The sequence below is a fragment of the Vibrio echinoideorum genome (genome assembly GCF_024347455.1).
Classification (GTDB): domain Bacteria; phylum Pseudomonadota; class Gammaproteobacteria; order Enterobacterales; family Vibrionaceae; genus Vibrio; species Vibrio echinoideorum.
The window spans coordinates 1,884,953-1,904,366 of the sequence record NZ_AP025483.1; the positions used below are offsets into that span (position 1 = coordinate 1,884,953).

21 protein-coding genes are annotated in these 19,414 nt (G+C 43.5%); 2 read left to right on the plus strand and 19 right to left on the minus strand.

The features are described from left to right. Positions 1–414: 414 nt before the first annotated feature. The 3 genes from OCV36_RS08495 to OCV36_RS08505 form a co-directional block, all read right to left on the minus strand. Positions 415–831, minus strand: a complete 417-nt coding sequence (locus OCV36_RS08495; protein ID WP_135458506.1) for a MarR family winged helix-turn-helix transcriptional regulator — start codon at positions 829–831, stop codon at positions 415–417. Further along, positions 809–1,810 (minus strand): CDF family Co(II)/Ni(II) efflux transporter DmeF, encoded by a 1,002-nt coding sequence (dmeF, locus tag OCV36_RS08500; RefSeq protein ID WP_135458508.1) that lies wholly within the window; start codon positions 1,808–1,810, stop codon positions 809–811. Before dmeF ends, OCV36_RS08495 begins: the two co-directional genes overlap by 23 nt. A gap of 323 nt (positions 1,811–2,133) precedes the next feature. Continuing rightward, positions 2,134–3,012: a LysR family transcriptional regulator gene (locus OCV36_RS08505; protein WP_135458510.1), complete on the minus strand. Its 879-nt coding sequence runs from the start codon at positions 3,010–3,012 to the stop codon at positions 2,134–2,136. 183 nt (positions 3,013–3,195) lie between these two features. On the opposite strand from OCV36_RS08505, the gene OCV36_RS08510 reads away from it, so the two are divergent. Then, positions 3,196–4,455, plus strand: coding sequence for an adenylosuccinate synthase (locus tag OCV36_RS08510; protein ID WP_135458512.1), 1,260 nt, complete (start codon positions 3,196–3,198; stop codon positions 4,453–4,455). Between the two features lie 85 nt (positions 4,456–4,540). Here OCV36_RS08510 and OCV36_RS08515 read toward each other — a convergent pair whose 3' ends face one another. The 15 genes from OCV36_RS08515 to OCV36_RS08585 form a co-directional block, all read right to left on the minus strand. Next, complete coding sequence (locus OCV36_RS08515) at positions 4,541–5,482, minus strand: sensor domain-containing diguanylate cyclase (protein WP_135458514.1); 942 nt, start codon at positions 5,480–5,482, stop codon at positions 4,541–4,543. 158 nt (positions 5,483–5,640) lie between these two features. Further along, complete coding sequence (locus OCV36_RS08520; RefSeq protein ID WP_135458516.1) at positions 5,641–6,279, minus strand: OmpA family protein; 639 nt, start codon at positions 6,277–6,279, stop codon at positions 5,641–5,643. A gap of 8 nt (positions 6,280–6,287) precedes the next feature. Further along, the gene (locus OCV36_RS08525; RefSeq protein WP_135458537.1) at positions 6,288–7,844 is read right to left on the minus strand and encodes a TadE/TadG family type IV pilus assembly protein; all 1,557 of its coding nucleotides are present in this window, start codon (positions 7,842–7,844) and stop codon (positions 6,288–6,290) included. Between the two features lie 10 nt (positions 7,845–7,854). Continuing rightward, entirely contained in the window at positions 7,855–8,412 is a 558-nt protein-coding gene (tadF, locus tag OCV36_RS08530) for a tight adherence pilus pseudopilin TadF (protein WP_135458539.1), read from the minus strand. Next, on the minus strand, positions 8,402–8,884 hold the full coding sequence (locus OCV36_RS08535; RefSeq protein WP_135458518.1) for a TadE/TadG family type IV pilus assembly protein: 483 nt from the start codon (positions 8,882–8,884) through the stop codon (positions 8,402–8,404). The genes tadF and OCV36_RS08535 overlap by 11 nt, the downstream gene beginning before the upstream one ends. Further along, positions 8,871–9,605 carry a tetratricopeptide repeat protein gene (locus OCV36_RS08540; protein WP_135458520.1) on the minus strand — a complete coding sequence of 245 codons (735 nt, stop codon included), beginning with the start codon at positions 9,603–9,605 and terminating at the stop codon, positions 8,871–8,873. The genes OCV36_RS08535 and OCV36_RS08540 overlap by 14 nt, the downstream gene beginning before the upstream one ends. 11 nt (positions 9,606–9,616) lie before the next feature. Continuing rightward, a complete protein-coding gene (locus OCV36_RS08545) occupies positions 9,617–10,459 on the minus strand; it encodes a type II secretion system F family protein (RefSeq protein ID WP_108091883.1) in 843 nt (280 codons plus the stop codon). After that, the gene (locus OCV36_RS08550; protein WP_135458522.1) at positions 10,456–11,358 is read right to left on the minus strand and encodes a type II secretion system F family protein; all 903 of its coding nucleotides are present in this window, start codon (positions 11,356–11,358) and stop codon (positions 10,456–10,458) included. The genes OCV36_RS08545 and OCV36_RS08550 overlap by 4 nt, the downstream gene beginning before the upstream one ends. Position 11,359: 1 nt before the next feature. Beyond that, the gene (locus tag OCV36_RS08555; protein ID WP_004733950.1) at positions 11,360–12,631 is read right to left on the minus strand and encodes a CpaF family protein; all 1,272 of its coding nucleotides are present in this window, start codon (positions 12,629–12,631) and stop codon (positions 11,360–11,362) included. Next, positions 12,628–13,869: an AAA family ATPase gene (locus tag OCV36_RS08560; protein ID WP_076645872.1), complete on the minus strand. Its 1,242-nt coding sequence runs from the start codon at positions 13,867–13,869 to the stop codon at positions 12,628–12,630. Before OCV36_RS08560 ends, OCV36_RS08555 begins: the two co-directional genes overlap by 4 nt. Then, complete coding sequence (locus OCV36_RS08565) at positions 13,869–14,348, minus strand: hypothetical protein (RefSeq protein WP_135458523.1); 480 nt, start codon at positions 14,346–14,348, stop codon at positions 13,869–13,871. The genes OCV36_RS08560 and OCV36_RS08565 overlap by 1 nt, the downstream gene beginning before the upstream one ends. Beyond that, positions 14,345–15,715, minus strand: coding sequence for a type II and III secretion system protein family protein (locus OCV36_RS08570; protein WP_135458541.1), 1,371 nt, complete (start codon positions 15,713–15,715; stop codon positions 14,345–14,347). Before OCV36_RS08570 ends, OCV36_RS08565 begins: the two co-directional genes overlap by 4 nt. Further along, positions 15,715–16,539: a Flp pilus assembly protein CpaB gene (cpaB, locus tag OCV36_RS08575; protein ID WP_004733954.1), complete on the minus strand. Its 825-nt coding sequence runs from the start codon at positions 16,537–16,539 to the stop codon at positions 15,715–15,717. Before cpaB ends, OCV36_RS08570 begins: the two co-directional genes overlap by 1 nt. A 21-nt stretch (positions 16,540–16,560) precedes the next feature. Beyond that, the gene (locus OCV36_RS08580) at positions 16,561–17,001 is read right to left on the minus strand and encodes an A24 family peptidase (protein WP_004733955.1); all 441 of its coding nucleotides are present in this window, start codon (positions 16,999–17,001) and stop codon (positions 16,561–16,563) included. 159 nt (positions 17,002–17,160) lie between these two features. Further along, on the minus strand, positions 17,161–17,367 hold the full coding sequence (locus OCV36_RS08585) for a Flp family type IVb pilin (RefSeq protein ID WP_135458525.1): 207 nt from the start codon (positions 17,365–17,367) through the stop codon (positions 17,161–17,163). A 416-nt stretch (positions 17,368–17,783) separates the two neighbouring features. Here OCV36_RS08585 and OCV36_RS08590 point away from each other — a divergent pair, with 416 nt between their 5' ends. Continuing rightward, positions 17,784–18,677, plus strand: coding sequence for a LysR family transcriptional regulator (locus tag OCV36_RS08590; RefSeq protein ID WP_135458527.1), 894 nt, complete (start codon positions 17,784–17,786; stop codon positions 18,675–18,677). 363 nt (positions 18,678–19,040) lie between these two features. On the opposite strand, the gene OCV36_RS08595 is transcribed toward OCV36_RS08590, so the two are convergent. Continuing rightward, a complete protein-coding gene (locus tag OCV36_RS08595) occupies positions 19,041–19,364 on the minus strand; it encodes a winged helix-turn-helix transcriptional regulator (RefSeq protein WP_017075065.1) in 324 nt (107 codons plus the stop codon). Positions 19,365–19,414 lie beyond the last annotated feature (50 nt).

Below are 19,414 nucleotides of genomic sequence, written 5' to 3' on the forward strand. Positions count from 1 at the left end.
TAGCTCTAGTCGCTTGCATAACCCAGGTTGCTTATATAGTGATTAACTCGTGCTGTTCTCAATTGGATTTGAGCTGCCAATGAAATCATTACTAAAGTTAAAATTATCAATAACACAGATTTGCAACATGTACATTAGTTGAATTATAGATTTGGGAGGCAGCTATTTGACGGGTCGCACAAGGCTTGAACAGCAGACTACGTAAGGCTTTGAATCAAAAAGCTTTCGTACTTTATTGGCCTTGTTGCTTTTAATGACATTATTTTGGCTGATCAGAGGAGACAAAATGAAGCTCAATATCTTAGATTCATAAAAAATGGACCATCCCTATTCAGGTACAGTCCATTTATTTGTGTTCGTGGTTGTTGACTCTTGATTCTAAGTTCTGTGCTTTGTGCTTTGTGCTCACTAAGCCTAAAACGCTTTCACCATCTTAGTCAGGCATTTTAGTAATACGGCTTTCTCATCTTCTTCGAACTCTTGTGTGAGTTCATTAACGAGATTCAAGTGAAGCTGATTGTGATGAACATGGATCTTCTGCCCTTCGCCGGTCAACGCCACGACTATCGCTCGACGGTCGGTTGGGTGTTCGTGACGCTCGATCAACTCTGCCTTAACCAGCTTTTCGATTTGAACGGTGAGCGTGCCCGTAGTGATGCCGAGCTTTTCTGCGAGCTCTTTCATTCTTAACGCGCCATGCATACCAAGCACTTCGATAGTATGTACTTGCGCCAAGGAGTAACCCGTTTCTTTGACAACAGATTGCTCCCACGAAGACATTTTATCGTAGAACTCAGTCAGTATTTGGTTAAGCTGTTCTATATTTCGCATGGCTGTTTGAGTGCACTTCAAGAGTAAGATGATTAATCTTATCAAACTTGGCGAGCATTTGTTTATATTCAGAGACGGTTTTGTCACTGTTTGATTCAAGAGTAATCGCCGCTGAGTAGTGATGCCCACTCACCTTCCACATGTGTAAGTCGGTTACGGCTGCGTAAGGAGCTAAAGCTTCAGTGATTCCGTTACGGTACTCATCATCAATATTCTGATCGAGTAAGATTGGGCTTGTCTGTTTCATTAAGTTCATTGTCCATTTGGCAATCACAACCGCGCCAACCATACCCATTGCGGCATCCAGCCAGTTCCACCCATAAAACTTACCGAAGAGTAGCGCTACAATGGCAAGCAACGACGTCAACGTGTCAGCCAAAACATGCATATACGCCGCACGTAGATTGTGATCTTGATGATGTTCATGTTGCTTATCATGTTCATGGTTATCGTCTTTATCATGATCATGGCTATGTAAATGACCGTGATTCTTACTATGATTGTGGCCATGCTCGTGTCCGTGATCATGATGGTGATGGTGATCGCCGAGTAAAAACATACTCACCACATTCACGGTTAAACCAATACAGGCAACGATGATCGCTTCATTGAACTGAATCGCTTGTGGGTTAAATAAACGATGCACTGATTCCACCAGCATCAATAATGCCACAATACCCAATGCAATCGCGCTAGTGTAGCCGCCTAGCACACTGACTTTGCCAGTGCCGAAAGAGAAACGTTCACTTTCAGCATGCTTTTTTGCATAACGGTATGCAAACAAGGTAATACCAAACGCCGCTGCATGTGTTCCCATATGCCAACCATCAGCAAGCAAGGCCATTGAACCATATATGGTACCCGCAATGATCTCGACAACCATGGTGACAACGGTTAGTAGCAGGACGTAAAAAGTACGCTTCTCACCTTGCTGATTATGTGAAGAAAAATTGTGTTGATGACGTGTTGGAAAGCTCAAATTGGCGTCCTTATCTTGTGTTAGAGACCTAATAATCGTAGTTGGTCGGTATTCTTTGATTTACAAGTAATTTGATAATCAAAGTAACAACTGGAATTTAGTTTGATTATCAAACATTGTCAATGGCGAGTTTCGAGAATTGGTTCGAATCTTGGTTTAAGGTGTCTTTGAATTGATTGTTTTAAAAATGTTGAAAGCCAATCAGCTCGGTCAAATAACAGGCACAAAAAAGCCCACACTTGGTGGGCTTAATAAAACCGTCAGCCTATGTGAGGATGAGACAACTAGAGCATCTTACCTTTCATGGGAATCACTCGCCGTTCTCAAATATCTTTGCGCTGCAATCGCGTAATTTCATCATCAACCCAACCGAGTAGTTGTTTGGTCGCTTTAGATAATACTTGGTTTTGCCTAACGATATAACCGAGACTGGTGTGACAAAAATCCGTTAACGGCGTTACTTTTGAAATTAGATGGTGTTTTGTCGATATTGCAAACTCAGGAATGATTGCCACCCCAAAGCCAGCCTCCGCCCAGTCAATTTGAGCATCAACACTCCCTACTTCCATTACCCTATAATTGGGTAGATTAAGGCTTGGTAAACCTTCATCAATGAAGTCACGCGTTCTAGTATCATGACCAAGCAGAATTAAGGTTAGCTCAGCGTCAGAGTCTTGGATATCAAACCCATCTCCAAGTGCACACCAAGAAAGCTCTTGCAGCTTAGTGAAATACAATGACTCGTTGTGCTGTTCTTTGGAAATAACAAAACCAATATCCGCCTGAGCATTCTTAACTAAACTCGATGCCTGAGACGACGTGGTATTCAAGAGCGTAAGGTCAATACCGGGATACTGCGCTTTGAACTTCTGGAACGGACGAATCAACAAGAATCGAGAAATGATGTCACTTACGGCAATGGTTAACGTCCCTATTTTGAGATCGTTAATCGCATTGAGATCGGCCTGACAAATTTGGAGTTCGAGTAGCGTTCTTAGGCTTGTTTCCAATAGCCGCTCACCCGCTTGAGTCAATTGAAATGGACTTCGTTCAATCAACTTTATGCGTGTTTGTTGTTCCAGTTGTTTTAGGTGCAAACTCACATTGGGTTGGGTCATATGCAGTGCATTGGCCGCTTTCCCGAAATGCTTGTATTCCGCTAGCGTCACAAACGTCTTCAACAAATTAATATCGAGCATCATGTCCTCTCTCTCGTGTCACTTACATCATTCCCTACAGTGAGGAACGAACGCAATAGGGAATCTCGCTTGTAGGTTAAGACTTTAAGGATATATGAAATCCTTATCAAGATAATAAAGATAATTAATTTCTCTTATCCACTTTGTAGGCCTAACATGATTTCTCAATCAGTTAGGAGAAAAATTATGCCATCTATCGTTGTTGTGGGCGCAAACTGGGGTGATGAAGGCAAAGGCCGCATCGTCGATTTTTTAGCAGACCAAGCTTCTGCTAGCATTCGTTTTCAAGGCGGAAACAATGCAGGTCATACTGTGGTAAATGACTTCGGTACATTCAAACTGCACCAACTACCAAGTGGCATTTTTAATCCTGATTGTACGGCGGTTCTTGGCCCAGGCATGGTGATCAGCCCTGCTGCGCTAACTCAAGAGATTGCAGAAGTTCAAGAAGCTGGCATCAAAGTTAAAATGGCGGTCTCAGATCGTGCGACACTGTGTCTCCCTTTACACGCCCTTGAAGATACGCTTGAAGAAGAGCGTTTGGGTGACGGCGCTTACGGCTCAACACGTCAAGGCATTGCACCAGCATACGGCGATCGCGTGATGAAGAAAGGCATTCTTGTCGGTTGGCTAAATCAACCTGAAATTTTAGAGCAACGCATTCAATTCCTGCTTGATTGGAAGATGCCTCAACTGAAGGCTCTATACCCTCAATGTGATTTCACTCAGACAGCTTCTGAAATGACAGAATGGCTACTTGAAGTGACTAAAGGTTGGCGCCCGTTCATTTGCAACGTAACTGAGCCGCTAAAAGCACTACAATCGCAAGACGCGAACCTACTGTTTGAAGCTCAGCTAGGCGCAGGTCGTGACCTTGTCTACGGTGAATACCCTTGGACAACGTCTTCGAATGTAACCGCAGCTTATGCAGGCATTGGTAGCGGTTTACCCGCTCTTCGCCCTGAGCGTGTTATTGCCGTTGCTAAATCGTTCAGTTCGTCTGTTGGTACTGGCACGCTAGTAACTGCTATGGAAGAGCAAGATAGCTTCCGCGAAAGCTCTAACGAATACGGCGCAACCACGGGTCGCCCACGTGATATGGGTTACTTTGATGCAGTGGCAACTCGCAACGGCGTTGACCTACAAGCCGCTACTGAAATCGCACTGACTAAGATTGATTGCCTGTCTGGTTTGTCTGAACTTAAGATTTGTACGGCTTACTCAGGTGAACACACTGAGAACCCGATTTGGCCACAAACGGCTGAGCTAAAACCTGTATATGAAGATATGGCTGGCTGGGATGAAGACATCACGGGTTGCCGTACGTTTGAGAGCCTTCCTCAAGCAGCACAAGATTACGTTACACGTATCGAAGAGCTGATGGGTGTACCAATTGTGATGGTATCGGTAGGTCCTGAGCGCGAGCAAATGATCATTCGAGCTTAGTTGAGAAGACGATTACACCCACATCTACATCTACATCTACATCTAAGCCCACACTAGTGGGCTTTTTTACGCCTGTCACGAACATCTAAATCTTGTTTTTCTTATTGAGGTACATGTTTTCATCGGAAGACTTTATTAGATTTATGATGTTGAAACTTCGGGAATCCGCCGTACCACAACCATATGAAAAACCGAGTGGCACCTCATCATCGCAACGAAAGCCTTCAATAAAATCATCGAATTCAGCGTGAATGTTATTGACCAACTCAGAAGCATAACCAGCCTCTTCTGAGTGTATGACGACAATGAACTCATCACCACCGACCCTAGCCGATATGATGTTGTACTTTGCATTGTTTTTTATGCATGACGCAAAGCCAGAGATATAGTCATCACCTTTGAAGTGGCCATAGGTATCATTGATGTACTTCAAATTATCCAAGTCGAAATACAAACAAACGATCTCACCATCGCTGATGTTTGCTTTATTGAATTCGTGGAAAAAGCCCCTTCGATTAAGCAGCGTCGTCATAATATCAAAGTGACTATTCTTGTATAAAATCCGGCTCTCTTCTTTTAATAGAATTTCAGAACGCAATAGAGTCGATATATTTTCAATCAAGCTAACTTGGCTCTCGGTATACGCTGTTGGGCTTAAATCAAAAACCAAGAGCACCGCAAACACTTCGCCATCGATATCTCTTACCGGGACGCCACAAAACGACTTATAAGCATCCGCCCCATTCGCAGAAACGGAATCACCACCAGCATGACCACTCAAATAGACCGTGCGATTTTCGTTATGCACATACTCACAAAAGAGGCTAATTTTGATCTTATGTTGGTTACACGATATGTTTGAGGAGCTCCACACACTCTCAGAACCAGAGCAACTCAAATCAGAGATCATGATGATACCCGCATTCGATGCGTCCATTATGTCTCGTATGTTATCCAATATAGATACCCAAGTATCGACATCGATATTTTTTTGCATCCCTTCAGAAGAGAACTTATCAAAAAGCATTAATATTTCTTTAGTATCAGACAGTTAAACTTAATTGAATATTCATTAGTATACGTTGTAACAAAAATCCCAAGAGCGACAATCTAGGGCGGTTATTACCTAGTACTAAGCAACAACCAAGCACTAAGCAGAACCAAGCAACAACCAAACCCTACATCCTAATTTTCTACTTCAGCGGCATCGTTCGCAGAGGCCCAAATTTCTGAGCGTCTATTCTTGGCTCTACCTTCTGCCGTTGCGTTGGACGCAATAGGTTTACTTTCACCAAATGAGCGTATAACAAGGCGATTCTTCTCTACACCATCCGTGATTAAACCATCCGATGTCGTCAGTGCTCTTTGAAGCCCCAATGCTTGGTTATAACCTTCTGCGCCGGTGCTGTCAGTGTGTCCATCCACCGTAATCGCACTGCCGTTAGTCTTGAGCTCGCCTGCAAGTTGGCTCAGTGCTTTGCTGCCCATCGGCGATAAGTTGTGTTGGTCAAAACCAAAATGAAGTCGTGCCAACAACCCGTGACGCTCTTGGTTCCTGATCCAAGTCTTACATCCTGACTGGTTCATACCTAGATTGGATTGACCTGCTAACGCTTGTTTTAGCTCACTGCTGTCAGACGGCTGTTCAATTTGTAAAAAGCCCTGTCTGTGCTGTGCAATGCCAACGACATCATCAACCGTGACACTGTGTTGATACTCACTGAACGCAGTATCGCAATAAACACTGATGCCTTCTTCCGCATTGGCGATAAGGCTAAATTGCAATGTCGATATGACGATTGAACCGATCATTAACTTTTTCATATTTTCCTCTAGTACAACTTAGTTATTCCGCTTGTTTTTGAGCCTTTACGGATGAGTTCTTCTATCTTTTCAATCAATTCATCTAGGTTAGATACGTCGATGATGTCTTCATTTGGGTCGACAACGCAGTCTTGAAAACCACTTTGTTGAGATGCTCGAAAATCGATACCAATAACACCTATGTATAAGCCCGGTATTTCATTCCTTGCTTTGTCACACATGCCTCTGTCGACTAACCCTTTGAGGATGCCGTTATTCGGACTCTCCTGCCCATCGCTTAAGATCAGCAACATCTTAATTTTCTTGTTGTAGACTTGCTGCTCTTCTTGTTCGGAACTGTTCGGGTCACCATCATGGAGCACCTGAGAACCTCTCAAAATACCTTGAAAAGCCGCAGTGCCACCGTCTGCCCACATCGAATTAATAGGGTCTAAATCTGAGAGCTTGTTCGATAGGCGAATGTTCGAAAACTGCGATGAATTGGAAGAACCATGCGCGTTAAATAAATTTGTTCCACTCACACTATAAAAATCAGGCTGTAACCCCGACTTATCAGTAAACATCGTCGACACTGATGTCGATAAATCTACATAGTTGTATACGTCTGCAACCAAGTAGTTATCTTGATAAATCACATCCTTGATACGTTTGGCGTACTTTTGATTCTCCGATTTTGGATATGAGCAACGTGACTGCCGGTCAGCACATCTAATCACGTCATTTTGTGAATAGGTACGCCAGTAATCCCAGTCAACATCGTTGTAGGAATAGGGTGATACATTCGTTTTATAGTTGTCTTTGTAGCTCAACTGGCTTGTCGCCCGAGCTTGATTTCCCGAGACAATCTCCCTCGTTCGAACGTTAAAAGGCACAAAACCAACTCGATTAAGCAGTTTGTCTCCGGTTGTATCTTCTCCGGGCTCATCACAAACGTATTTCCACTCGCCATCGACATAGTCCTGTTTAATCGATGTGCAAAGAATTTTGCTGGATATTGCGTCGATGGCTGTCTTTAGATCGTCGATTTTTATGTGTCGATTTGAACCCCACCTGTCGTTCATTGAACCGGAAAAGTCCGACACAAACACAATATCGATGTTGTTATCACCAAGGTAAACCGGGTACTTTCTCGCTAACGAACGTCCCGCTAAGTCTTGTTGCTGATCAAACGAAGGGATAAAGCTACTCGCAAACCAAGAGTCGTGCGTCGTCTTGGCATTCACTGTGTATTGGATATATTCCAGAACCCCAGCCCCCTCATCTTCCGCTTGATGGAGTCGGACTGCTGAGAGGTTGGTTGATTTGATGTCCCGAACATAATTTTCGACATACTTGGTCGCGAGCCCACGAGCCTGATCCGGTTGGTCTTCAATGGTTACCGCTATCGCCGCAGCCTCTGCTGAATCTCTGAGTCGGCTGGTCTCTTGTACATAACGTGTGCCCTCAACCGCCCAAAAAGTCATGCCCATGATTGGAACAAGCAATAAGCCTATCCAAACCGCGGCAACCCCTTGCTGTCTTTGGAGACTGAGATGCTGGCGATTGATATGGCGTTCGTGCTGCATTTTCATTTCATTATCTCCCAGGCATTATTGAAGAAGAGCCAATCTGAACCGTGGTACTGGTGCCACTGTTGAAGAAGGGTTTAAACCAAGAACTCTGCTCTTCACAAAGACTGATTCGATACAATGGATACACAACGCCCTTTTCTACCGGAGCTAAATCTGCATGATCGAGAATCGAATCAGTTTGGCAATTTAAGCTCCTGTACTTGCTGGTTGAGAATTCAGCGACATTCGTTTTATTGGTCAACGACTCAATCTTGATTGCCACACTGTCTACTGGTGTATTGAGCATTCGACTTGCCACTTTAGCCATGTCTTCTAACTCTGAATTAGTGACGGGTAGGTTTTGTCCTGCCAGTACATCAGCTTCAAAGTAACGAGTACGCTCTTTGAGCACATTGACTAAAGCAAAGCTGGATCGATCGAGCTTGGCGCGCACGAGTAGCTGATGACTCAAGTCTGCGCCAAACAGATAACCCCCCCACAACGCCACAAGAATGAACAGCAATTCAACGGTAAATGAACCTTGCTGGCGAATCGCGTAAGACACACGTTGTTTACGGCGCATCATTGTCCCACCCCTCGTGTTCTAAGTTCAAAACCATAGTGCTTGAGATATCCCTATCCGCAGCACCGGCCAGTTTAATGACTGGTGTATAGCGGTAGGTCACCGTGATCTCGGCTAAGTCATAATTGAAGTTCAAGCCTTGATCAGAGTGCCCCCTGTTCGCGACGAAATCGTCATAGGTTTTGAAGTACTGACCTGCGATAGAGAAACGTGAGCTATCAATTAAGAAACTCCAAAGATTGTCATCATCTTCGATTAACGATTTGAACTTAGTTTCGTACTGCTCGTTGATCCCTTCGCCTTCATATATCTTGGTATTCCTGATGGTTTCTCTCAGCGAGTACTCAGTCATATTCACGACGTAGATTTGGTAACTCGATTCGAAGATCGCAAAGGTGGCGAAAAACAGAACAAGCGCACCCAACACAAACTCAATCGCCGTCACGCCCTTCTGCTTATTAAGAAGCTTCATCGTTAACTCCTAGCTGAGTCAATTCAGCGGCGATGCTCTGGATCTCTTCCGCAGAGAAGTCGCCTTTGAGTAACTTTTTGGCCGAGTCGATTTGCTGGGTTTTCATTAGTGCGATAGCTAGGTTCGCTTTAACGATCTTATTCGCCGGGTCTTCTTTTAAAACCGGGGCTAGCGTTTCGATCGCCTGTTGGTACTCGCCATTCGCCATTTGAATCATCGCAATGTTGTTCTTAACAACGACATCGTCATAACCGCGTAAACGAGCTCGATTCAGTTCTTGATACGCTTCGTTGAATCTTCCAATTTTGGTGTATGACACGCCGAGCAAGACGTGAATTTGACCGGTGGTGTTCCCCGCATCTACTGACGCCATATAAGCAGCAATGGCACTTTCAACGTCATTTCTTGCATCAAATACTTGCCCTTCTAATTGGTACAAGTTGGGATTTTCAAACCCCTCTTTTTGCAAATGTTGAACATAGAAGTCTGCCGACTCGATATCCCCTTTATGAAAATATGCCCATGCCAGTTTCTCTTTTACCTCTGGGTCTTCGGAGCCCTGCTCTAGCTCGGATTTGTAATAACTAATCAAGCCGTCATAGTTCTTCACTTTTTCCATACTAGTGACGTCGGCAAGCTGCAAGTCTTGTGCTGAAGGGGCCGATTGACAGCCCGCCAACACACTCGACAACAAAATGAGACAAAAACGTTTTCCAATCACTCGACGTCTCCCTATATATTCAATGTCATTTGCATGATGCTCGGTGCGAGAATCAAGATGACGATCGGGAACATGATGAAAAGGATCAACGGGACACTCATCTTGGCGGAGAGCTTACCTACCTTTTCCTCGACTGTAAGAATTTGGACTTTTCGCATGTCCTCTGCGAGATCACTTAACACCTGAGCCACGGATGTGCCGTATTGTAGGTTTTGGATGATGGTCAGTACAAAGCTTCTTACTGGAGGCGTTGGGATACGCTCACTCAGATCATTGAGCGCCTTTTCTAAACCGTGTATTTTCGCAGAATCGGATGTGCGCTTAATTTGGTAGCAAAGGTCTGAGTCAAATTCAGCCAGCTCTTTCCCCAAATAAACCAACGCCGCTTCAATCGTCATACCGGTTTGGACACATACAGACATCATGTCGAGCAAGTACGGCAGTTGAGCTGACGTTCGACTGATCAACATCTTGCGGCGCATTTGAAGCATTGTATCTGGGACGACAATGACGCCAATCAACGAGAAAATAACCACGATCAGTTTGTTGGTGGATGTCATATCCCCTAACAACACCAAGCCTGAAACCAACGCTAATACCAACAACTTGGCCGGAAAATAGAATTTTGCCCAATCCGTGTTGTAATAACCCGCCTCAATCATTTTTTGCTCGAGTTCTTGTCGATGTTCTTTACCAAAACGAACAAAAAAGCGATTTACGCGTGAAGGTGCGCGAGCCGAATTATCCCCGATATAGAGCGCAACCTTCTTATGTCGCTGCTCTTTACGAATAGAATCGATAATCAAAAAGAGTAGCGAAAAAAACAACACAATAAGGGAAGCCAATAACATCATGCTCGAACTCCTCTCACTAACAACCAAACAAGAAATAGACCGAACAGTTCACTACCAAGCACGTAAAACAATACAAGCCTTCCTTCTGGATCGTAGAGAACAAACTCCACATTATCGGGATTAACGTAGTTGAGAATAAGCATAAAAATCAGAGGAATAGCCGCAACTATTTTGGCGGAAATTCGAGCTTCCGAAGTCATCGCCATTTTCTTTTTCTCTAATGTTCGAGAGTCAACTAGCACTCTAATCAACCGCGCTAACACACCTTTGAGTTGGCCGCCTCGCGCGATATTCGCTCTGATCGTCACGGTAAAAAACAGAAACTCCGGATAAGGATAGTTTTTGCACGAACGTTTAAGCACCACTTCAGGTGACTCACCCAACTTCAGTCGGTCGCCCATTAGCTTAAATTCGCGGCCGATCGGGTTGTGCATTACATCGCCTACATAGCTGATAGCTTGCATTAAGCTGTCACCAGCAGTTACCGCACTCATTAGAATATTCAACGCATCAGGGAACGTATTCTCAAATTCTGTACGTCTTCTTGTAACCAGGACTCGATAACCGCAAAGGGTAAACACCATAGATGAACCCAGAACAAGCCATATATTGGTGATTGATAGCAACTCAACAACGATGTACCAAGATGCGATGATGCTGCCCGTAATATAGAGCGCAATGTAAAGAGAAGAACGCGGGCCTAACACCATTAACGTGGGTGATACGGACTCTTTGAACTTTTGCCAGTTTTGCTTACGAACCAAAGACTTGACGTTAATAGCATTGAAGTTTTCAGCTTCTACTTCTTCAATATTGAAAAACTGATTAACCTTTTTTACCTTTGAATCTCGGATCAAAAGCAGCACAAACGCAAAGAGGATTAACGAAAGCCAAAGCATGCTAAGCCCCCTTAAACGATGCTTTCAGCTCTTCATAGAGCCCGAAGAATTGCGCTTTTTTCACAAGCTCAGATCGTTGCATAATGCCATCGGTGACGAATTCGCCTTTTACGGTTTCTCCGTAGTGGGCGTCGTCATAACGAAAACGATAAATCTCTTCCATCACGACGCTGTCGCCTTCTAGGCCGACGATTTCCGAGATGCTTGTGATCTTGCGAGACCCATCGCGCAACCTGTTGACCTGAACAATCATTTGAACGGCACTCACGATCGTTCTTCTAATCGCATCAAGAGGCTGATTTAAGTTCGCCATCATGACCATCGATTCAACACGGGCAATCGCATCGCGCGGCGTGTTGGCGTGCAACGTAGACATCGACCCATCGTGTCCGGTGTTCATGGCTTGCAGCATTTCGAACGCTTCAGAGCCACGACACTCACCAAGAATAATGCGGTCTGGACGCATACGAAGCGCGTTAATAACCAATTCACGCTGCGTTACCGCTCCGGTTTGCTCAACACTTGAGGTTCGCGTTTCGAGTCGAACCAAGTTGGGTTGTTGCAGACGCAGTTCAGCCGCATCTTCAATGGTGACAATACGTTCATCTTCAGCAATGTATTGAGATAGCGCGTTAAGTAAAGTGGTTTTGCCTGAACCGGTACCACCAGAAATCAACACATTGATACGGCAACGAGAAGCGATCATCAGCACTCGCGCCATGTCTGGAGACATCGACCCAAAGCCAATCAAATCTTCAAAACCGATGTTCTGCTCTCTGAACTTACGAATCGAGATCGAAGTACCATCCAACGAAATGGGAGGAATCACGATGTTCACACGGCTGCCGTCTTCTAGCCTGGCGTCGACCGTCGGCGAAAGTTCATCCACACGTCTTCCGACACGTGACGCAATGCGCTTAGCAATGGCTAACAACTGCTCTTCATTCACAAACGAGACTTCAGACTTTTTCACCTTGCCGTGTCGTTCAAAAAAGATGTTGTTGGGCCCGTTCACCATGATGTCAGAAATAGACTGATCTTCGACCAAAGGCTGTAAAGGCCCTAAGCCAAATAGCTCGTCGATTAGGCTTTTCACCAAGCCTGACTTCATCATAGAGGTGATCGGTCTTTGGTAGCTATTTGCTAGCAAATCAACCGCTGCTTGTATCTGAGATTCAAGGTCTCTGCGGCTCATTTTCTGAACCGCTTCTGCATCTAGGGCTTCAAATATCTGGCCACGAAACGCGAGGTATAAGTCTTTGTTAGAACTCATTTAGCACGCACCTTTTTCAACCAAGAGTTCATACCCTTCTGATCCATAGGTTGACCATTAATCAGCTTCACCAACTGTTCCATAGAACGACTAATGTGACGGTCATGCTTATGCCCGCGTTTTCCATCGATAATGATGTGCGCCAGCGCTTTGCAGTAGTCGACTTCGAGATCAACTTCTGCGCCTAGATACTTAATAAGATCAGGCTTTTGTAAGACGTAAGCGTTTTCCGGACGATGGTAGTTCACTACCGTAATCACACGAGTACGCGACGATAACGAAAGCTGTAAGTTGGAGACTTTTTCATACAGTCGTTTTGCACTTCTTACTGAAGACACAGATGCGTCTAACACCAACACAACCACATCAAAGTTTTCTACCAAGAGTTGAGGTTCAACTTTGAAGTCCACACCACCAGAAAAGTCTTCGATAATGAAATTGGTGTTGCGCGCTAGCAGCTCGCACAAGGTTTGGTTGTAGTTAAGAACATCGCTTTGGCTCATGTCGCCATCAATCGCCAACAGTCGTAAATTTTTACGAGCGTTGATTAGGTAACTCAACGCCCCTTCTTCATCCATTTCGTGCAATGGTGCGGTGAACTCATCGATGGTTCTCGGCTTAAAATCCTTTAAGCCAAGCAAGACATCAATGTTGGTATCGGCATATTGATGATCGACAAGAATCGTGTCCGAGCCTTGCGTCGATAATATTGAGCTCAACTCAGTAGTGATAAACGATGCGCCAACGCCACCTTTTGAACCAACAATCGCCACGCGCTTCGCTTTGCGTTTTTGGCTCACACCAGAGAACGTCTTCAGGTTCTTGCTAACGTGATTTAAGAAGTCAGCAAATTCCTGCTTATTCACCGGCCAGAACACGTAGTAAAAACCCATGTCTTTAAGAGAACGAAGCGTAGAAATGGCATCCTCTTTACCAATCACCACCACGCCTTTGTGTGTGGGTAGTTTGCTGGCAAAGGCTTTAGCGTCTTCAACCACATTGGTCGATTCATTAAGCTCTAGAATCACAATGTGGCTACTTTGTTGTTCTGTCAGCTTGGTCAATCCAGCTTTGGCTTTAACGCATGCAGGATCATTCCACCCTTCAAATCGAAAGACTTCTTGAACGAGGTCTAGACACTCTTGAGATTGATAGAACAAAGTACATCCGGCAACCCCTGTCGTTCCGGTCTGAACTGGCTTGGCCTTTGTTGTTAATGCTTTAGTCAGGTCAAACATTATTGCTCTCCTACCAATCGAGACTTGTAAGCCACTTGCTTCAAGCGCATCGATTCAGCAAAGCAGTCTGGCTGCCTCAACCGAACGTGAATCTGTGCTGGTGCGCATTCTTGAGTATTCAAACGCGTTAAGGTCACCTGAATCTTTAAGTCGCTCGGTAACAACGGAGCGCTTCGATACGAGACTCTTTGTGGCGCGATGACATGTGACGGATATTGATCGAAGATCTTTTGCAACATCGCTTTGCTGCGGGTTGATTTGTAATCCACAACATAGGTAGCTTCTTTATCCATTGACTCAATATCTTGAATCAAAGCGTTGATCTGCTTGGTGGTTTCAGCGCGGTTTTTCATCGCAAACTCAAAGCTGTGATGCTCTTTGTACACCAAGGCTTCAGCACCATGACCAACAAAATATTGCTCAGAGGCGCAGCCTAAAAGTGACGTGGTAAATAACGCCATTAATAGTAATTTCTTCATTGGATAAACCCTCCTTGCGACAACAGACGAATCGTTGCATCGGAAGACGTTACCGACTTGCCATCCCACTTAATGTTTAGCCAGCGCGCCAATGTAGAAGTCTTCTTGATGTAAGGCAGTTGAATGTCTTTCGGTTTCATCGGTTCAACAAGATTCACGGTCGCAACGATGATCAGTTCAGTTCGTTTTCTTTCTGTGGTTGCCTTGCGGAAGGCGGCACCTAGAACGGGAATATCGCCAACAAAAGGGATTTTTTGCATTTTTTCCAAATCAGCACTGCTCATCAAGCCACCAAGGACGAAGCTGTCACCATCAGCTAACTCTACGGTGGTCATCGCACGTCGTGAAGCCAGTTGCGGAACTTTGATACCTGCCGTTTCTATATAACCTTCAACTTCGCTTACTTCTGGCGCTAATTGCATGCGGATTCTGTCTTGGCTAAGCACTTTCGCGGTGAGATCGAGCTTGATGCCGAACTCTTTGAAGGAAATGTTCACATTGTTACTGGTAGTAACGATAACTGGCACTTCGCCGCCCACAAGGAAACTTGCAGACTCACCGGACAACACGGTTAAGTTAGGTTCAGCCAGAACTTCAGCAATCTGGTCGTTACCTAATGCCGTGATTAACGTACTCAGGTTTGCTGCATCGAATTGGTCGAAAACAAATTCGCCGACGCTTGAACCGACTGAACTCCAATCAACACCAACGGTTTGTCCAAACGACTCCGTTACCTGGGCCACTGATATTTTGACGTTCACTTGCTGGGTCGTTGCAACTTCAATGCGTTCGATGATCCCTTCCCACGTCATATTGCGGGCAAACACCATGCTTTCGGGCTCTTCATAATTTGAGCTGTCGGACTTAAACTCCAGCTTCACCGTTTTGTCCCATTTCTCTGTTTTTTCTCGTCCAAGCAGAGTGGCAACCAAACGATAGATATCGTCACGAGTCGCTTCGGAATCAACAAGACCACTCACGGCGACTTGCTCTCCCACAGACTGAATCTTGACTTTGGCATTAGGGAAATGAAATTTGAGTTGTCGTCTAATATCCGTTAAATCCAAATCAACAATAATGCGGTCTGAAAGCAGAACATCACCATCAATGCCATAGACGATCAGTCGTGATTGCCCAATAGCATTGGCGAACACAACTATCGTGTTGTCGTTGATTATTTTGTAGTCGACGATGTCAGGGTTATTAATAAACACTTGGCCAATCGGACTTTTTAACTGGATGTGCTGACCATCGTTGAGCGTGATGGAGCGATCGGCGGCAAAAGCGTTTGTTATAGAAAGTAAGCCAATCAGCGGCGCTAGAATGGAAGCAAACAGTACTTGTTTGATTCGATGGTGAATCATCATCACAAAGCCTCTCTCGGGTTGTTTTCGTTACCACGTAACTCAGCAATCCCTGTATAGTTATCGATAATATTGCGCACCTCCGCGAACTCGGGTTGCGTGTAGGTTTGGCTTCGGTAAATTTCGATGTGCATTGTTCGTTGCGCTAATGCAAGTTTTGGTAACTCGTCGGGGCTAACTTCGATGACCACCGTAGTCAGTCCATCCTCTTTACTCGGAGCGCGAGCGGTAATAGAACTATCGCCAGTTGCATCATTTCCAATGTTGAGTACTTTGACGTTTTTAAGAAACATCGACGCCTTCACCCCTCTAAAGCGCTTCGGTTTATCGATATTTCCAGCTAAGTTATCGTTTGGAGAACTTACAGTTAAGATATCGATGGACGTTCCAGGACGGATGTAATCGTTGATTAGGTTTTTGTCACTGACTTTAAGTGGGTACAACGTCATGCCTTCCGTGACCAAAAGATCTATGTATCCGGGCTGACCGGGCGTCACTTGATATTCAGGCAATACAACCTCGCCGGCGTTGAGGCTTCGATTGAGTAAAGTGGAGGGTGCAAAGCTGATTTGAGCGTCTTCTCTAACACCAAGCGTCAATGCTTGGCTCAGAGGGAGTTGTTGTTTAACGACGCCTTGCGCATCGATCGCACGTCCTTTTTCATAAGGTTCCGTGGTCATCCAAACGGCAACATGTTCTTCGTTTTTTTCTTCCACCACTTCAGTGGTCGTTGTCGATTGAGGTTCACTCTTGAACAAATCGACAACGCCTAGCGCGCCAACTATTAGGGCAGTAATGGCAACAAGTAATACCAGTCGAGATCTCATAATGTTCTCATTCTTGGAGGTTTATATATGTGGCGTGTTTTGAGTTAAAATTACCAAGTAGAATCCAACGCTAATCGCTATCCCATATGGAATACCTTGTTGGCCGTTCGACGTTTTTCTTACTAGCCTTTTACTTATCAGCTTGTTGTATACGAGATAAATAACGGCTAAAAATCCACCGGCAAAAGCCGTCATAACAAACGCCCAAAGTAAATCATTGAGAGGTATGGTAAGTGATAGAACCGCGGCATATTTAATATCGCCAGCTCCAATCCAAATCAGGGCGTAAACAATCAACCCTCCCCCTAACACCAGCAGAAAGCTCATAATTTGAATGTCTAACGGTGACAAAAAACATTGTAAAAAGAGCAATATCAACAAGGTGTGATTTTGTATCTTTCGATAGAGAAAATCGGTAGCCGATACATAGACACACACGATTACCAAAATCAGTAAATACACGTCAAAACTCAAAATTAGAAATATCACCTAGATTTATATGGATTAGCGTAAAGTATGTCTTAATTGATGTTCCTAATTAACTGAGCCAGACCAATGGAAAACATAGGTCTGGCACAAATATCTTTCGATATGATCTACATTAGCCAATAAGGCTTGATGTTAGCTGCTTGCAGTGTCAATAGCGGCAGCTACATCTTCAAAAGCACCTTCTAACTTACCAATGAAACCATCAGCGCCTACTGCAGTAGTTACTAATACAGCCATTGCTACTGCAATAAGACCATATTCAATAGCAGTTACACCGCGCTCATCGTTCTTGAATTGTGATAAAAACATGCTTGTTTTGACGTATAGCTTAGTAATCATTATGTGTTCCTATAAGGGCTGTTGAAAATTCGTCGCCATTATAATTAGCGCTACCAATCTATGGAAAATAACCCCTATCGACTTAATCAATAGGCCGGACGAAAAATGATCAAAATAAACACAATAAAAACAAAGGAATTAAAAACAAAACTATAATTAACAATGAGTTACATATAAAACCGGCCTCACAAGACAATATTAAATAAAATTTATAAACTTAAAAAAGTAAGACATCGGTCAATATTTTAACTTATCTAAACTTTATATAAGCTTTGGAACCAATCTAAGAATTAATTTACCCAGTTTTATTACTCCTTATAAAACTTGTTGAAATACAATTATCATCACGCTATTGTTCTTCAAATCAACAAACCATAAAAAATATAATTTATTTGTGTCAAAAGGTTAGTCGAATCATGAAACTACATTTCGAAAATATCATTTCGTTCATAGCGGTAGTTGAGGAAGGTTCATTTAGCTCTGCTGCTCGCAAGCTTGGCAAGTCACAATCAACCGTTAGCACGGCTGTTCAAAATCTTGAGTCCGATTTAGGTTTCAATGTATTTAATAGGGAACACTCTAAAGTTTGGCTAACAGAAAAAGGAAAACGATTATTCCAGTTATCTTTACCTGTGGTATCGAAATATCGTGATCTAGTCACGATCGCACAGCAAATGAATATATCTGACCAAATAGTCTACCGGGTAGGCATAGACCCATTAGTGTTTAATAATAATGTAAAGAAAACACTATTAGCGTTTTCAGAAGCATTCCCTAACGTTGATTTACTTGTCGTAACTAAACCAAGTTTCGTGTTAGGTAACTATATAAATGAAGGGAAGATAGATTTAGCCTTAGGTAACCCCTATCACAAGACAAATTACGACTTCAACATAGAGGAGTTATTTCACGTCAACTGTTGGTGGGTGGCTCATGAAGACCTGGTAACCTTTAAGTCTCAAGCACCATCACAACGAGTTCTATTAATGGATGGTTGTGAAGAGCTGCTTAACTTGTCAAACATAGCATCGTATAACTTATGGCGACTGGACGACTTAGGAACCATCATCGATCTATGTAAGGCTCAAAAAGGCATCGCTTTTTTACCGGGGTTTCTCTTAGAGGGAAGTGTAGAAAATAGTAAACTTAAAATAGTTACAGACCACCCTGATTTTTTTGGTAAGCGAGTTATTGCATCCCTTTTCTGGCAATTACATTCTGACTTTAGCTTGTTCAACCAATGGATCAAAAAAGAGCTGCAAACTACTGCCAGTTACAAGCAAACATTTGTTGCTGATTTAACTCAATAATACTCTGTTGAAATCTGACAATCACACTCTATTGAACTCTCCAGCTTCGAGTGTGATATTTCAATACCGATATTTTTCCAAATAGACACGCCACAATATACATACAAAATACACATAATTAATATTAAACATATCAGTTAATATATGCATTTTTATTTACTTCAAATTTTCCATTCCATAACCGTTCATAAATTTGTAATAAAACCTAGATATAAATTAAACTTTTAAGCGTGTTCGACACTTTATTAACACTCTAGTTTCTCACCAAACCTCGAACAAGGCCTCTAAAACTATGAACGAAGAATAACCCGCCATAGATAATGGCATTGAATAAGAAAAGAGCTTTTCTGTAGTCAAGTCAGACTAATCCCAGCTATCAGATTTTCTAACGATAATATCGATAATATCTGCGAGCTCTTTTCCTTTTTCTGTCAGACCGTAATATACCGTCACCGGAACTGTTTCTTCTTGCCTGCGCCAAATAAAACCTTCTTTGCTGAGTAACTTCAATCTCTCACTAAGTACTTTACTGGACACTAGAGCCAACTGCTTTTGAATTTGTCCAAAGCGTATCTCGTTACTCTGACCTAATAACCAAACGATGTGAGCAGTCCACTTCGTAGAGATCAATGCCAAATATTTATCAGCGCTGCAGTAACCTTCAGGTTGCTTACCCTGTTCACTCATATTTGCCTCTCAGCTTTTCCAAATCATCAATTGCATAGTTACTTAAAGGT

Bases quoted from the DNA above. Each gene is read 5' to 3' on its own strand.
- OCV36_RS08570 (WP_135458541.1), bottom strand. From the start codon at position 15,715: ATGATGATTCACCATCGAATCAAACAAGTACTGTTTGCTTCCATTCTA.
- OCV36_RS08510 (WP_135458512.1), top strand. From the start codon at position 3,196: ATGCCATCTATCGTTGTTGTGGGCGCAAACTGGGGTGATGAAGGCAAA.
- OCV36_RS08585 (WP_135458525.1), bottom strand. From the start codon at position 17,367: ATGATTACTAAGCTATACGTCAAAACAAGCATGTTTTTATCACAATTC.
- OCV36_RS08590 (WP_135458527.1), top strand. From the start codon at position 17,784: ATGAAACTACATTTCGAAAATATCATTTCGTTCATAGCGGTAGTTGAG.
- cpaB (WP_004733954.1), bottom strand. From the start codon at position 16,539: ATGAGATCTCGACTGGTATTACTTGTTGCCATTACTGCCCTAATAGTT.
- OCV36_RS08550 (WP_135458522.1), bottom strand. From the start codon at position 11,358: ATGCTTTGGCTTTCGTTAATCCTCTTTGCGTTTGTGCTGCTTTTGATC.
- OCV36_RS08560 (WP_076645872.1), bottom strand. From the start codon at position 13,869: ATGTTTGACCTGACTAAAGCATTAACAACAAAGGCCAAGCCAGTTCAG.
- OCV36_RS08495 (WP_135458506.1), bottom strand. From the start codon at position 831: ATGCGAAATATAGAACAGCTTAACCAAATACTGACTGAGTTCTACGAT.
- OCV36_RS08515 (WP_135458514.1), bottom strand. From the start codon at position 5,482: ATGCTTTTTGATAAGTTCTCTTCTGAAGGGATGCAAAAAAATATCGAT.
- OCV36_RS08565 (WP_135458523.1), bottom strand. From the start codon at position 14,348: ATGAAGAAATTACTATTAATGGCGTTATTTACCACGTCACTTTTAGGC.
- OCV36_RS08525 (WP_135458537.1), bottom strand. From the start codon at position 7,844: ATGCAGCACGAACGCCATATCAATCGCCAGCATCTCAGTCTCCAAAGA.
- OCV36_RS08595 (WP_017075065.1), bottom strand. From the start codon at position 19,364: ATGAGTGAACAGGGTAAGCAACCTGAAGGTTACTGCAGCGCTGATAAA.
- OCV36_RS08535 (WP_135458518.1), bottom strand. From the start codon at position 8,884: ATGAAGCTTCTTAATAAGCAGAAGGGCGTGACGGCGATTGAGTTTGTG.
- OCV36_RS08520 (WP_135458516.1), bottom strand. From the start codon at position 6,279: ATGAAAAAGTTAATGATCGGTTCAATCGTCATATCGACATTGCAATTT.
- tadF (WP_135458539.1), bottom strand. From the start codon at position 8,412: ATGCGCCGTAAACAACGTGTGTCTTACGCGATTCGCCAGCAAGGTTCA.
- OCV36_RS08505 (WP_135458510.1), bottom strand. From the start codon at position 3,012: ATGATGCTCGATATTAATTTGTTGAAGACGTTTGTGACGCTAGCGGAA.
- OCV36_RS08545 (WP_108091883.1), bottom strand. From the start codon at position 10,459: ATGATGTTATTGGCTTCCCTTATTGTGTTGTTTTTTTCGCTACTCTTT.
- OCV36_RS08555 (WP_004733950.1), bottom strand. From the start codon at position 12,631: ATGAGTTCTAACAAAGACTTATACCTCGCGTTTCGTGGCCAGATATTT.